The organism is Allobosea sp. Tri-44, from assembly GCF_004123845.1.
Lineage (GTDB): Bacteria > Pseudomonadota > Alphaproteobacteria > Rhizobiales > Beijerinckiaceae > Allobosea.
The window spans coordinates 88,536-101,420 of sequence record NZ_NBDP01000030.1; the positions used below are offsets into that span (position 1 = coordinate 88,536).

The following is a 12,885-nucleotide window of genomic DNA, read 5'->3' on the forward strand; positions in this document are numbered from 1 at the left end:
TCGAGAGCGAACCACGCTTGCGGATCTTCGGGGTCTGGTTGGTCATTGTTGTTGGTCTTCTTTCAGTACGGTCGGCAGAGGCCGCAGGTCGACAGGCGTATCGGGATCGATCTCGCCGATCATGGCGGGCTTGAGGTCGTAAATGCCCGAAATGGCCTCGAGCGCTGCAGGCGCATCGAGATTGACGCCCCATGACGCCATGGTGCGGACAAAGGCACGGGTCGTCATCAAGGTGACGGGATAGTCGACCTCGAGGAACAGGTTGGGGACTTTGCGGTCCTCATAGAGCACCACGGCGGACGAGGTTTCGTCCGGCCGCCAGAAGTCGACGAATTCGCGCAGCGCGAGTTCGCCGGAATTGCGCAGGCTCGCCTTGAGGCGCGCCTCTTCCTCCGGCGAGCGCTCGCGCGCCTTCAGCGAGCGGATGCCTTCGCCGATCACGGTCGGCACGCGCAGCAACGCCGCGCCTTCGCTTTCGATCCAGTTGCGAATCTCTAGCGCGAAAGGCTTGGTCTCATCGCCGACCAGTTCGTCCTCGACGCGATCGACCAGCACGATCCGGCGGTTCAGCCGCGGCAACATGGCGAGCAGCCCTGCCGCAGCCAGACGCAGGAGCGGCCCCGCATCGGCGATGATGATCGGCTCGCGCGAGGCGGGAGTCATCACCGCTTCACCTCCCAGCTCGTTGTCAGCTCGCCGGTCGCCGGGTCCTTGCCGTCCATGAGCACGATGCCCATCGCGACGAGCTCGTCGCGGAGGCGGTCGGACTCGGCGAAATTCTTCGCCTTGCGGGCGGTCAGGCGAGCGGCGATCGACGCCTCGACCCTTGCCCGCAGGGCATCATCGATCGCAGCCACGGCCACCTGCGGCAGAGCGATACCGAGCAGGATCAGGCTTGCCTTGAGGCCGGCATAATCCCCTGCCTTGCGCAGAGCGTGCAGCTCGGCGAGCACCTGCGAGGTGTTGAGGTCGTCCGCCAGCGCTTCGATCACCGCGGTCGGAACCTGCCCGGCCTCAGCCGCTCCGGCAGCTGCCGCCCAATCGGACAGCGTCTTCTCCGCCTCTTCCAGCGCCTTCACCGTCCAGTCGATCGGCTGGCGGTAATGGGTCTTGAGCATGGCAAGGCGCAGCACCTCGCCGGGCCAAATCCGCCCGCCGAAAGTGTCGGTCGCCAGCAGCTCGTTGATGGTGACGAAGTTGCCGAGCGACTTCGACATCTTCTCGCCTTCGACCTGCAGGAAGCCGTTGTGCATCCAGTAGTTTGCCATGCGCGGCGCACCGCCCGCCGCACCGAAGGCGCAGCAGCTCTGGGCCAGCTCGTTCTCGTGATGCGGAAAGACCAGATCGATGCCGCCGCCATGGATGTCGAAGACGTTCCTGGCGGGATCGTCGCATTGCAGGCCGCCACCGAAGGGCTCGAGCAGCGTCTTCATCGACATGGCCGAGCATTCGATGTGCCAGCCGGGGCGACCGGGCGTGGAAATGCCGGCCGGCGACGGCCAGCCCGGGTCGATCCCGGCGCGGCTCGGCTTCCACAGCACGAAATCCATCGGATCTCTTTTATAGGGAGCCACATCCACTCGTGCCCCGGAGATCATCTCGTCGAGCGAGCGCCGAGCGAGCGAGCCGTAGCGCGGCGCCTCCTTCAGGCCGGCGACGGCCGGGACGTGGAAGAGCACATGCTCCTCGGCGACATAGGCGACACCACGGGCGATCAGGCGCTCGATGATCGCCTTCATCTCCTCGATATGGCCGGTGGCGCGCGGCTCATCGTCGGGCCGCAGATTGCCGAGCGCATCGACATCGGCGTGGAACTGCGCCGTCGTCGTCTGCGTGACCTTCGCGATCGCCTGGTTCAGCGGCAGCTCGGGAAAATCGCGCGCGGCGCGGGCCTTGATCTTGTCGTCGACGTCGGTGAGGTTGCGGGCATAGCGGACATGGCCCTCGCCATAGAGCTGCCGCAGCAGCCGGTAGAGCACGTCGAAGACGATGACCGGCCGGGCATTGCCGATATGGGCGTAGTCATAGACCGTCGGGCCGCAGACATACATGCGCACGTTATGGGGATCGACGGGGGTGAAGACCTCCTTCGTCCGCGTCAGCGTGTTGTAGAGCCTGAGGGTCGGCTGCATCGAAGCGGTGTCCTGGCGAGAAGGCGACAAAAACGGCTTATCCTGGCCGCTGGCCGGGGCGCTGTCTGTCTTTTCGCTTATGACGAGGACGTGAGCAGCCGGCCAGCGAAAGCTAGCGGCAAATAATGCAAATAATGGCGAGGGCTCGCGTCATCCAGCCGTGATGCCTGTCATGTGCGCTTACGTCAAGTGGCAGCTGCGCAACGCTTGCGCGCCATCGCCTCGCCTTCCCGCGATTTCAGCTCTCTTCGCCGCAATGCCGCCACAAGCGCCCGGCGGTTTGCGCGCAACCAAGATTGCCGTGGTTCACGCAGTCTTAACCATTTGGAACCAGTTTGACATGTCGAAGGTTCAGCCCCGGTCGGGTCTCAAGGACAGTATCATGCGCCGCGCCGTTGCTCTGGTCGGGCTCTTCGGAATCCTCGGCGCCGGAATGTCGCTCGTGCTGCTGCCCGCGACCGGAACAGTCGCGGCCCCGAAGGCCGAGCGCACCTATCTGATCCCAGCTGGAGACGGCTACGGCGTCGCCGACTGCATCGCCAGCAAATCCGAATGCGGCCAGATCGTCGCCGACGCCTGGTGCGAGTCGCAAGGCCACCGCGTCGCCACCGCCTATGGCCTCGCCGCTCCGGAAGATTTCACCGGCTCGACCCCGCGCCAGGCCAGCGCAACCCCGGCCGAACAGCCGCTCGCCATCACCTGCGGGGGCTAATCCCGACGGGCGAGTTCCCCCCGGATCGACGCAAGCGGTATCGTTAGCAGCCGCGGACGGTCCTCGGCTGTATCGAGAATCGTTGGCTCATGATCCGCTCAGCGCTCGTCGCCGCCTTCGTCCTGACGACACTCCTGCCGGCCCACGCCTTCGAGGGCCGCTATCGAACGCTCGGCGGCAGCATGACGATCCGCCCGGCGGGGGCCGGCGTACTCAAAGTCGATATCGAGATCGGCAGCAGGAGCTGCGTCGGCGTCATTTCGGCACGCGGCCGTCCCCAGGGCGATCGGCTGGTGGCCGAGGCCAAGGAATACGACGACGTCTGCCGCCTGGACATCCGCCGCCGGGGCCGAGCCCTTACGATAACGGAGACCGGCAGCTGCGCTCATTTCCACGGCGCGAACTGCAACTACACCGGCGACTATACGCCCCGCTAGAGAGGGCGATCGGGACGCGCCTTATCTCACCCATTCCGAGCATTTCGGCACCTCGCCCATCCCGCCCCAGGGCATGATCGGCACGCTCGAGGTCGAGTTCTGCGGCGAACCGTCGATCAGCTTGTCGGTGTAGACCATGTAGATCAGGACGTTGCGCTTGGTGTCGCAGCCGCGCACGATCTGCATCTTCTTCCAGATCAGCGAGCGGCGCTCGCGGAAGACGACGTCGCCCTGCGAGAACTTCTCCTTGATCTTCACCGGGCCGATCTGGCGGCAGGCGAGCGAGACCTCCGAAACCTCCTCGGCAACGCCGAACATGCCGGAGACGCCGCCCTTCTCGGGCACAGTGTAATGGCAGGCGACGCCCTCGACGACCGGGTCGTCGACGCCGTAGACGGCGAGCTTGTCGTCCGGGGTCAGCATCTTCCAGACCGTCGACTTCCTGAAGATCAGGTCCTCCTGCGCGAAGGCCGGCGCAGCGACGCCAGCGAGCGCGAGAACAGCCGAGACGGCGAGAAGGCAACGACGAAAGCTCATCCAGATTCTCCCAGAGCATTCCCGCAGAGGGGCCGGCAAGATATGGGATGGCACGCGCCGCCGCACCAGTGCGTGGCGATCGATAAGCAAATCACGCAACAGGGCGACGACATGCTGCCGCAGCTGGAAACTGAGCGAATCCTCCTGAAGCCGCGCTCCGACGCCGATCTCGACTTCGTCGCCGCGCTCAATGCCGATCCGGAGGTCATGCGCTATATCGCGGCAGTCGGCGATCCGGCGATGGGGCGCGAGGGCGTCGCAGGGCGCAGCTTCCTGCATGTCGAGCGCGGGCTCGGCTACTGGACCGTGTTCGCCCGGACCGACGAAAGCAACCCGCTCGGCTATGTCGGACTCATTCCGGATGGCGACGATCCGGAGCAGGCCCAGATCAGCTATCGCTTCGCCGCCCGGCATTGGGGACGGGGCTTCGCCCGGGAGGCGGTGGATCGGCTACTCCGCTACGGCTTCGAGACGCTCGAGCTGCCGGAGGCCCTCATCGTCACGCATCCGCAGAACGCAGCATCGTTGCAGCTGGCGGCGCGGCTCGGCTTCGAATCGGCGCCGAGCGAGACCGAGATCCTGATCGGCGCAACGCCGGTGCCCGCGGTCCGCTTCCGCCTCCGGCGCGTTTACATCGCGACCTGACGATTGCTAGCGCCGGTCGGTGCCATAGCTGTCGAGCGTCGCCGTGCGCCGGGCGATGAGATCCGCCCGGCAGCTCGGGAAATGCAGCACCTGCCCTTCCCGGCCGAAATCGCCATTGGCGTAGAATTGGCAGGCTTTTTCCTTGAAGGCGTTCCAGGCGCGCTGCTCCTCGAGCAGGTCCTTCTTCGTCGCCGGCTCGCTCGCCGCATAGAGCCGCTTCCAGGCGGCGTTCAGCTTGGCATCCTCGCGCGCGACCCATGCCCCGCCGCAGGCGGCCCAGGCAGGATTGGTGCCGTCCGATGTGTCGATGCAGCGCTTATAGGCGTCGTCAGCCGCCGCCGGCACGACCAGCGCGCCGAAGACGCCGGCAGCCAACAAGGTACGCGCGAAGCCGCGCATGCTCAGGCAGCGATCGGCTTGAAGGCGAGATAATAGGCCGCGATCGCGCCGACGAAGCCGAGCCCGGTCAGCACCAGCTTCAGCCGGGTGAAGCCGCTGGCGAAGGCGACCGTGCCGTCCTCGACCTTCGGATAGCGATCGAGCAGGCGGGCGATGGCGAAATTCTCAGCAACGTCGCAGAGCCCGCCGAAGAGCCAGCCGCCACCGCACAGAGTTGCCACCCACCAAGGATAGCCGCGCATCGAGAGGCCGGCGACGATCAACGCGCCGACGACCGCATAGACCAGCGCGAAGGCGAGATCGGCCGGCAGCAGCTTGTTGCGGTAGATCGCCCGGCGTTCGGGGCCGTAGAGCGAGAAGAGTTTTTCGACATCTTCCTTGGTGAAGCCGTTGAAATCGCTCTCCAGCGCCCGGTCGACGCGCAGGCTGCGCGCCCAGAGCCAGGACAGGAGCAGCGTCAGCACCACCAGTGCCGGCCCCCAGAAGAAGAAGCCGAGCGGGATCAAAGTGGGGTAGAAGGTCGGCAGATCTTCCATCAGGCTCACGGCTCCAGGGCGTCGTGAGCCGAGCCTACCTCGCCTCGTGCGCCAGCGCCACGGCCTCGCGCAGAACCCGCTCGTCGCCGATGTGATTGGCGAGGATCAGGACGAGGCGGGCATTGAGCGCAGCGCTCTCGCGCTCGTCGAGATCGCGATGCGCCTGGGCCAGCAGGCGGAAGGCCGCATCGGGATCGGCGAAGCGTGTTTCGCGGGCGAGCCCACTCGCGGGGGTCATGGCAACCGCTGCATTCATCCCCTGCCCTCCATCCGCTCGATCGCAACCTCGATCGCAGCGCGCTTGGGTTTCGGGAAGCGTGCCGCGACATGCCCGTCCGGCCGCAGCAGCACGGCCGCGCCAGAATCCAGGGCGTAGCGGCGGCGCAGCGTCTCGTCGCCGGCCGCCGGCTCGATCGCGAGTACGCCGGCAGGCGCAATCCTTGCCGCGCCTTCAGCGAGCAGGATCGCCTGCCCCGCCGAGAAGGCCTCGCTCAGCCAGGCATAGGAAGCACCGGCGAGCGGCGCGTCGAGGAAGGGCGCGCCCGGCGGCAGGTTGCCTTCCCCGCTGTCATCCTCGCTCGAGAGCGGCGAACCGGCATAGGCGCTGGCCACCGAAAGCCGGCCGGAATTGACGAAGCGCTTGGCGAAGCCGGTATGTGGCGCCAGCGACAGGGCCGCCTCGCGCAAGAGGCGCTCGCCCGGCGAGCGCGGCGCGATGAAGTCGGTCGCCCGCGTCGAGTTCAGGATGTTCTCGTCGGCTGCGGCGACGCGCTCGCTGTCATAGCTGTCCAGCAGCGAGGCCGGGCTCCGCCCCTGTGCGACCAGCGCCAGCTTCCAGCCGAGATTGTCGGCGTCCTGGATGCCGGAATTGGCGCCGCGTGCGCCGAAGGGCGAGACCTGATGGGCGGCGTCGCCGGCGAAGATCACGCGTCCATGCAGAAACCTGTCGAGACGCCGGCACTGGAAGCGGTAGACCGAGACCCATTCGAGCGAAAAATCGGCATGGCCGAGCATGCGTTCGATCCGGGGCCGCACGATCTCCGGCCGCTTTTCATGATCCGGATCGGCATCGGGCCCGAGCTGGAGGTCGATGCGCCAGATATCGTCCGGCTGCTTGTGCAGCAGCGCCGATTGGCCGGAATGGAAGGGCGGATCGAACCAGAACCAGCGCTCGGTCGGGAACGGCGCGGTCATCTTCACGTCGGCGATGAGGAAGCGGTCCTCGAAGGCCTCACCGCGGAATTCCAGGCCGAGCAGGCCGCGGGTCGGCGAGCGTGCGCCGTCGCAGGCGATCAGCCAGTCAGTGTACAGGAAATAATCCCCGTCCGGCGTGGCAATGGTGAGCTTCGCCCCATCTTCACGATTGTCGAGGCCGGCGAGCCGGTTGCTCCAGCGCAGATCGACCAGCGGCTCGGCGAGCACAGCCTCGACCAGCGCCGCCTCGACATAGAATTGCTGGAGATTGATGAAGGCCGGCTGCTTGTGCTCGCCTTCGGGCAACAGGTCGAACTCGTAGAGCTCGGTCTCACCGCGAAAAACTCTGCCCTTCTGCCAGGTGACGCCCTTGGCGACCATCGCCTCGGCGAGCCCGAGCCGGTCGAAGATCTCGAGCGTGCGCTTGGCGAAGCAGATGGCGCGCGAGCCCTCGCCGATCCGGTCGGCATCGTCGATGAGTACGACCGGCACCTGCCGGCGCGCCAGATCGAGCGCCAGCGTCAGCCCGACCGGACCGGCGCCGACGATGACGACGGGATGCCGGGCCGGCGTGGCCGTGTCCTGATCCGGGCTGCGACGATAGGCGAACTGGCGGAAGGGCTGCATAGGGCGACGCCTCAGCCGCGCAGGTCCAGCCACATCTGGCGGTCGCGCTCGTCGGTCCAGATGCGCGGATGGTCGAGGCCGCCGGCCTCGTCATAGGCGCGGGTGACGTTGAAGGGCAGGCAATGCTCGAAGATCACCCAGTCGCCATAGGACGGCTTCAGCGTCTCATGGACGCGCTCGAAGGTCTCGCGCAGCGAACGCCCCTGGGCGACGTGCACTTTCACCGCCTCGTAGAGATCTGAGAGGAAGCCGCGCGTGCCCTTGATGCCGTCGGCGACCATCGCCCGGTTGGTCAGCGCCGCGCCGCGGCCCGGCACCATCGCAGCGGGTGCGAACGCGGCGAGCGCATCGAGCGTCGTTGGCCAATCGGTGAAATGGGCGTCGCCGCAATAGGGCGTGGCACCGTATTCGACGAGGTCGCCGGCGAAGATCACATTGGTGTCCGGCGTCCAGGCGACGATGTCGCCCGCCGTATGGCCGCGACCGAGCTTCATCAGCCGGACCTCGCGGCTGCCGAGCCAGATCGAGGCATTGTGCGAGAAGGTCATGGTCGGCCAGGTCAGGCCCGGACGGATCGAGTCGGCCCCCTGAAAGAGCCGCGGGAAACGGCCGATCTCGCTCGCCTTGTCCTCCTCCCCGCGCTCGACGATCATGGCGCGCGCCGCATCCGAGCAGACGATCTCTCTCGCGCCATAGGCCGGCGCGCCGAGTACCCGCACGGCATGGTAATGCGAGAGCACGACATGGCTGACCGGCTTGTCGGTGACCTCGCGGACCCGGGCGATCACCCGCTCGGCCATGGCCGGCGTCGCCTGCGCATCGAAGACGAGCACGCTGTCGTCGCCGACGACGACGCCGCTATTGGGGTCGCCCTCGGCGGTATAGGCGTAGACGCCCTTGCCGACTTCCTCGAAGGAGACGGTCTTCTCGCCGAGATCGGCGGTGGAGGCGAAAGCGGGGGAGGACATGGAGCAACCTCGTAAACGTGTCGATACTGGCGTCATGCTCGGGCTTGGCCCGAGCATCTCAGGCCGCAAGAGGCTCCAAGGAGCGCCCTACTCGTCCTGAGATTCTCGGGTCTGCGCTTCGCTTCGCCCGAGAATGACGGTGCGGCCTACGGCGCATAGGGCAGGATTTCCTGCTCGATCGCGCCGAAGATCGAATGGCCGGCGGCGTCCTTCATCTCGATGCGGACGCTGTCGCCGAAGCGCAGGAACGGCGTCTGCGGCGAACCGTGCCGGATGGTCTCGACCATGCGCTGCTCGGCGATGCAGGCATAACCGAGCCCGCCCTCCGCGACCGGCCTGCCCGGCCCGCCATCGGCATCGCGGTTCGAGACCGTGCCGGAGCCGACGATGGTGCCGGCGACGAGCGGCCGGGTCTTCGCCGCATGGGCGATCAGCACCCCGAAGTCGAAGGTCATGTCGACGCCGGCCTCAGGCTTGCCGAAGGGCTTGCCGTTGACCTGGGCGAGCAGCGGCAAACTGAGCTTGCCATCCTTCCAGGCGGGGCCGAGCTCGTCCGGCGTCACCGCCGCCGGCGAGAAGGCGGAAGACGGCTTTGCTTGAAGGAAACCAAAGCCTTTCGCCAGTTCGTTGGGAATCAGATTCCGCAAGCTCACATCGTTGACGAGCATGACGAGGCGGATCAGTCCGCGCGCCGCCTCGGGGCTCACCCCCATCGGCACGTCACCGGTGACGACGGCGATCTCGGCTTCGAGATCGATGCCGTAATCCTCGCTCGCCAGCTTCACCGCCTCACGCGGCCCAAGGAAAGAATCGGAGCCGCCCTGATACATCAGCGGATCGGTCCAGAAGCTCTCGGGCATCTCGGCCCCCCGCGCCTTCCTGACCAGCTCGACATGGTTCACATAGGCCGAGCCGTCGACCCATTGATAGGCGCGCGGCAAAGGCGAAGCGCAGTGATTCTCGTGGAAACGGAAGGATGGCACCGAGCCGTGCTCCAGGCTCTCGGCGAGATCGGCGAGCCGCGGGGCGCAGCGGCTCCAGTCGTCGAGCGCGCCCTGCAGCGTCGCCACGACCGGAAAGGCGTCGGTCGCCCGGGTCAGGTCGTTCGAGACCACGACGAGGCGGCCATCCCGGCCATGCATGAGGGATGCGACTTTCATCTCTTTTCAATCCTCGCCGAACAGTGATGATGGCAGCAAATCCGTCCTAGAGCGGGATGCGAAAAAGTGGGAACCGGTTTTTCGCATCAATCCCGCTCTAACATATTGGAATCGATCACGTTCTATGATCTTGGATCGACTCGATCCAAGATCATCGTGATCTAGGGAGGAAAGTCCATGCAACGCCGTATGTTTTTGAAGACCGGCGCGCTCGCCGCAGCCGCGGCGCCGATCGCGATGCCCGCGATCGCGCAGTCGATGCCCGAGGTGAAATGGCGCCTGACCTCGAGCTTCCCGAAGCAGCTCGACACGATCTACGGCACCGCCCAGCAGTTCGCGAAGTTCATGTCGGATGCCACCGACGGCAGGTTCCAGATCCAGACCTTCTCGGCCGGCGAGATCGTGCCCGGCCTGCAGGCGCTCGACGCTGTCACTTCCGGCACGGTCGAATGCGCGCATACGCCGACCTATTTCTATGTCGGCAAGGAGCCGGCGCTCGGCCTCGGCACCGGCATTCCCTTCGGGCTCAATGCCCGCCAGCAGCACAGCTGGTGGTATTTCGGCGGCGGCGAGCAGATCGTCAACGGCGCGCTCGCCAAGTTCAACGCCTACTCGATCCCCTGCGGCAATTCGGGCTGCCAGATGGGCGGCTTCTTCCGCAAGGAATTGAAGACGGTCGACGACCTCAAGGGCCTGAAGTTCCGCATCGGCGGCATGGGCGGTGCTGTGCTGGCCAAGCTCGGCGTGGTGCCGACGCAGATCGCAGCGGGCGACGTCTATCCGGCGCTGGAGCGCGGCACGATCGACGCGGCCGAGTTCGTCGGACCCTATGACGACGAGAAGCTCGGCTTCGTGAAGGTCGCGCCCTATTACTACTATCCCGGCTGGTGGGAGGGCGGCGCCATGCTGCACCTCGTCATCAACCAGGAGCAGTGGAACAAGCTGCCCAAGCACTACCAGGCGATCATGCAGAACGCCTGCGAGGCGGCGAACAACTGGATGCTGGCGAAGTACGACTTCGTCAATCCGGGCGGCCTGCGCAAGCTGATCGCCCAGGGCGCCCAGCTCAAGGCCTTCCCGCAGCCGATCATGGAAGCCTCGCTCAAAGCGGCCGAGGAGTACTACGCCGAGACCTCGGCCAAGAGCGAAGCCTTCAAGAAGGGCTATGAGTCGATGGTCGCCTTCCGCGGCGAGAACCTGCTCTGGTGGCAGGTGGCGGAACTCTCCTACGACGCCTTCATGAACCGGCTGCGCAGCCGATAGGCCGCGACACTGGTCCAGTTCGTCATGCTCGCCCTTGTGGCGAGCATCCACGTCTTGAACACCGCATTCGCTGAAGGAAGACGTGGATGGTCGGGACAAGCCCGACCATGACGAAAAGGGCATGGCCAAGATTTCTGGCATCTTGGCCTTGCGAAGCCCCGAGGTAACAGCCCTGCGTCTCACCACGCCTCGGGCTTGTTCGGGTCGAAGCGCTTCTTCAGCTCGCTCCAGCAATCGCTGTAATTGTCCTGCAACTCTGGCAGGCCGGCGGCATAGCCGGTGACGCGCTGGGCGAATCTCGTCTCGAACATGAAGGCCATGGTGCCGGTGAGCTTGACCGGCTTCAGCTCGACCGTGCTGGCATGCTCGAAGGCCTGCGCATCCGGGCCGTGCGGCAGCATCATGTTGTGCAGGCTGAAGCCGCCGGGGGTGAAGCCCTCGGGCTTGGCGTCGTAGACGCCGTAGATCAGCCCCATGAACTCCGACATGATGTTGCGGTGGTACCAGGGCGGACGGAAAGTGTTCTCCGCCACCATCCAGCGCTCCGGGAAGATGACGAAGTCGATATTGGCGGTGCCGGGCGTCTCGGAAGGTGCCGTCAGCACGGTGAAGATCGATGGGTCGGGATGGTCGAAGGAGATCGCACCGACCGGCGAATAATGCCTGAGGTCGTATTTGTAGGGTGCGTAATTGCCGTGCCAGGCGACGACGTCGAGCGGCGACTGGTCGACCTTGGTGGAGAACAGCTCCCCGCCCCATTTGGCATAGAGGGTCGAGGGCTCCTCGATATCCTCATAGGCCGCGACCGGGGTGAGAAAATCGCGCGGATTGGCGAGGCAGTTGGCTCCGATCGGCCCGCGATCGGGCAGTGTGAACGCGCCGCCATAGTTCTCGCAGACATAGGCGCGCGCCGGCCCGCCCATCAATTCGACGCGGAAGACGACGCCGCGCGGGATGATGCAGATCTCGCCCGGCTCGATCTCGATGATGCCGAACTCGGTGAAGAAACGGAGCTTCCCCTCCTGCGCGACGACGAGATACTCGCCATCGGCGTTGAAGACGTATTCGCGTTCCATAGAGGTGGTGACGAAGAGCATGTGGGCGGCCATGCCGGCCTGACTGTCGGCGTCGCCGGCGGTGGTCAGCGTGCGCAGGCCCGTCAGGAAGGTGACCTTCTCCTGCGGGATCGCAATCGGGCTCCAGCGCAATTGGCCGAGCGTAGGCGGTGTCTCGTCGCGGCAGGGCGCGGTCCGCATCAAACCCTTGTCGACGAGCGTCCAACGCCCGCCATGCTTGACGCTCGGGCGGATGCGGTAGAGCCAGGAGCGCTCATTGGTGGAGCGCGGCGCGGTGAAGGGCGAGCCGGAGAGCTGCTCGGCATAAAGGCCGTAGGCTGCCTTCTGCGGCGAGTTGCGGCCGATCGGCAGCGCACCCGGCAGGCTCTCGGTCTCGAAGGAATTGCCGAAGCCGGACATATAGCGGCGCCCGCCGCGGACCTGCTCGCCGAAGCTCGACTGAACCGTGGTCTGCACGTTCATGGTTGGGCCTCCTCCTGATCCGTTTCTCAAGCATCGGATTGTTCCGAAAAGTGGCTTCCACTTTTCGGTCCGATACCAGCCGCTTTGACAGGCGCTGCCGTTGCGCGATGATCGCGGGCGCGGCCTTGAGCGGCCTTGATCCCATCCTGATTAGTTACATGTGAAACTAATGTCAACGAAGCCGAAGCCACCCTCCGCCGACCGCGCCCTGCATCTCGAGCAATTCCTGCCCTACCGGCTCAACGTGGTCGGCTTCTTCGCCAGCCGAGGGCTGGGCCGGGTCTACGGCACGCGCTTCGGCATCGGCATCCCGGAATGGCGGGTGATCGCGCAGCTCGGCGAGTTCGGCCAGCTGACCTCGCGCGACATCGGCGAGCTCTCGCAGATGCACAAGACCAAGGTCTCGCGCGCCGTGGCCGAGCTCGACAAGCGGGGCCTGGTGACACGAGCTGAGAACCGGGCTGACCGGCGCGAGGCCTTCGTCGCCCTCAGCGCCGCCGGCCTACGCCTCTACGCCCAGATCGTGCCGCTGGCCCTCGCCTTCGAGGAGCGCTGGATCGAGGGAATCTCAGCCGACGAGCTACGGGTGTTCGAGCGCGTGCTGGCGGTGCTGACCGAGCGCGGCCGCCATCTCGCCGGCGCCTACCAGACTGAGGAGGCGTGATCTCAAAAGACCGTGATCCGCCTAGTGCGATTTGCCGCTCGGGGCGCGATATGCGATGCGCAAAGCCGTCCGG

At 65.9% G+C, this 12,885-nt stretch carries 15 protein-coding genes; 5 read left to right on the plus strand and 10 right to left on the minus strand.

Translation table 11 applies throughout. The features are described 5' to 3' along the window. Window positions 1–42: 42 nt before the first annotated feature. Together B6S44_RS16820 and cysS are read right to left on the minus strand one after the other, a co-directional pair. On the minus strand, window positions 43–666 hold the full coding sequence (locus B6S44_RS16820; protein WP_129158041.1) for a hypothetical protein: 624 nt from the start codon (window positions 664–666) through the stop codon (window positions 43–45). Then, entirely contained in the window at window positions 663–2,132 is a 1,470-nt protein-coding gene (gene cysS, locus B6S44_RS16825; protein WP_129158042.1) for a cysteine--tRNA ligase, read from the minus strand. Before cysS ends, B6S44_RS16820 begins: the two co-directional genes overlap by 4 nt. A gap of 382 nt (window positions 2,133–2,514) precedes the next feature. On the opposite strand from cysS, the gene B6S44_RS16830 reads away from it, so the two are divergent. Continuing rightward, on the plus strand, window positions 2,515–2,844 hold the full coding sequence (locus tag B6S44_RS16830; protein WP_129158043.1) for a hypothetical protein: 330 nt from the start codon (window positions 2,515–2,517) through the stop codon (window positions 2,842–2,844). 89 nt (window positions 2,845–2,933) lie between these two features. After that, window positions 2,934–3,281: a hypothetical protein gene (locus tag B6S44_RS16835; RefSeq protein WP_129158044.1), complete on the plus strand. Its 348-nt coding sequence runs from the start codon at window positions 2,934–2,936 to the stop codon at window positions 3,279–3,281. A gap of 21 nt (window positions 3,282–3,302) precedes the next feature. Here the strand turns inward: B6S44_RS16835 and B6S44_RS16840 are convergent, their stop codons facing one another. Then, entirely contained in the window at window positions 3,303–3,818 is a 516-nt protein-coding gene (locus B6S44_RS16840) for a CreA family protein (RefSeq protein WP_129158045.1), read from the minus strand. A gap of 111 nt (window positions 3,819–3,929) precedes the next feature. Between B6S44_RS16840 and B6S44_RS16845 the strand changes: the two genes are divergently transcribed. Beyond that, window positions 3,930–4,463: a GNAT family N-acetyltransferase gene (locus B6S44_RS16845; RefSeq protein ID WP_164985859.1), complete on the plus strand. Its 534-nt coding sequence runs from the start codon at window positions 3,930–3,932 to the stop codon at window positions 4,461–4,463. A 6-nt stretch (window positions 4,464–4,469) separates the two neighbouring features. On the opposite strand, the gene B6S44_RS16850 is transcribed toward B6S44_RS16845, so the two are convergent. The 6 genes from B6S44_RS16850 to B6S44_RS16875 form a co-directional block, all read right to left on the minus strand. Then, window positions 4,470–4,862 (minus strand): lysozyme inhibitor LprI family protein, encoded by a 393-nt coding sequence (locus B6S44_RS16850; protein ID WP_129158047.1) that lies wholly within the window; start codon window positions 4,860–4,862, stop codon window positions 4,470–4,472. 2 nt (window positions 4,863–4,864) lie between these two features. Beyond that, window positions 4,865–5,398: a hypothetical protein gene (locus tag B6S44_RS16855; protein WP_129158048.1), complete on the minus strand. Its 534-nt coding sequence runs from the start codon at window positions 5,396–5,398 to the stop codon at window positions 4,865–4,867. 34 nt (window positions 5,399–5,432) lie between these two features. Next, window positions 5,433–5,654 (minus strand): DUF2783 domain-containing protein, encoded by a 222-nt coding sequence (locus B6S44_RS16860; protein ID WP_349236376.1) that lies wholly within the window; start codon window positions 5,652–5,654, stop codon window positions 5,433–5,435. Beyond that, entirely contained in the window at window positions 5,651–7,219 is a 1,569-nt protein-coding gene (locus tag B6S44_RS16865; protein WP_129158049.1) for an FAD-dependent oxidoreductase, read from the minus strand. Before B6S44_RS16865 ends, B6S44_RS16860 begins: the two co-directional genes overlap by 4 nt. Window positions 7,220–7,230: 11 nt before the next feature. After that, window positions 7,231–8,187 carry an MBL fold metallo-hydrolase gene (locus B6S44_RS16870; protein ID WP_129158050.1) on the minus strand — a complete coding sequence of 319 codons (957 nt, stop codon included), beginning with the start codon at window positions 8,185–8,187 and terminating at the stop codon, window positions 7,231–7,233. Window positions 8,188–8,333: 146 nt separating this feature from the next. Further along, entirely contained in the window at window positions 8,334–9,347 is a 1,014-nt protein-coding gene (locus tag B6S44_RS16875) for a fumarylacetoacetate hydrolase family protein (RefSeq protein WP_129158051.1), read from the minus strand. Between the two features lie 177 nt (window positions 9,348–9,524). Between B6S44_RS16875 and B6S44_RS16880 the strand changes: the two genes are divergently transcribed. After that, a complete protein-coding gene (locus B6S44_RS16880) occupies window positions 9,525–10,610 on the plus strand; it encodes a TRAP transporter substrate-binding protein (protein WP_129158052.1) in 1,086 nt (361 codons plus the stop codon). Between the two features lie 179 nt (window positions 10,611–10,789). Here the strand turns inward: B6S44_RS16880 and hmgA are convergent, their stop codons facing one another. Further along, window positions 10,790–12,148 (minus strand): homogentisate 1,2-dioxygenase, encoded by a 1,359-nt coding sequence (gene hmgA, locus B6S44_RS16885; protein ID WP_129158053.1) that lies wholly within the window; start codon window positions 12,146–12,148, stop codon window positions 10,790–10,792. Between the two features lie 169 nt (window positions 12,149–12,317). Here hmgA and B6S44_RS16890 point away from each other — a divergent pair, with 169 nt between their 5' ends. After that, the gene (locus tag B6S44_RS16890; protein ID WP_129158054.1) at window positions 12,318–12,812 is read left to right on the plus strand and encodes a MarR family winged helix-turn-helix transcriptional regulator; all 495 of its coding nucleotides are present in this window, start codon (window positions 12,318–12,320) and stop codon (window positions 12,810–12,812) included. The last annotated feature ends 73 nt before the right edge of the window (window positions 12,813–12,885 follow it).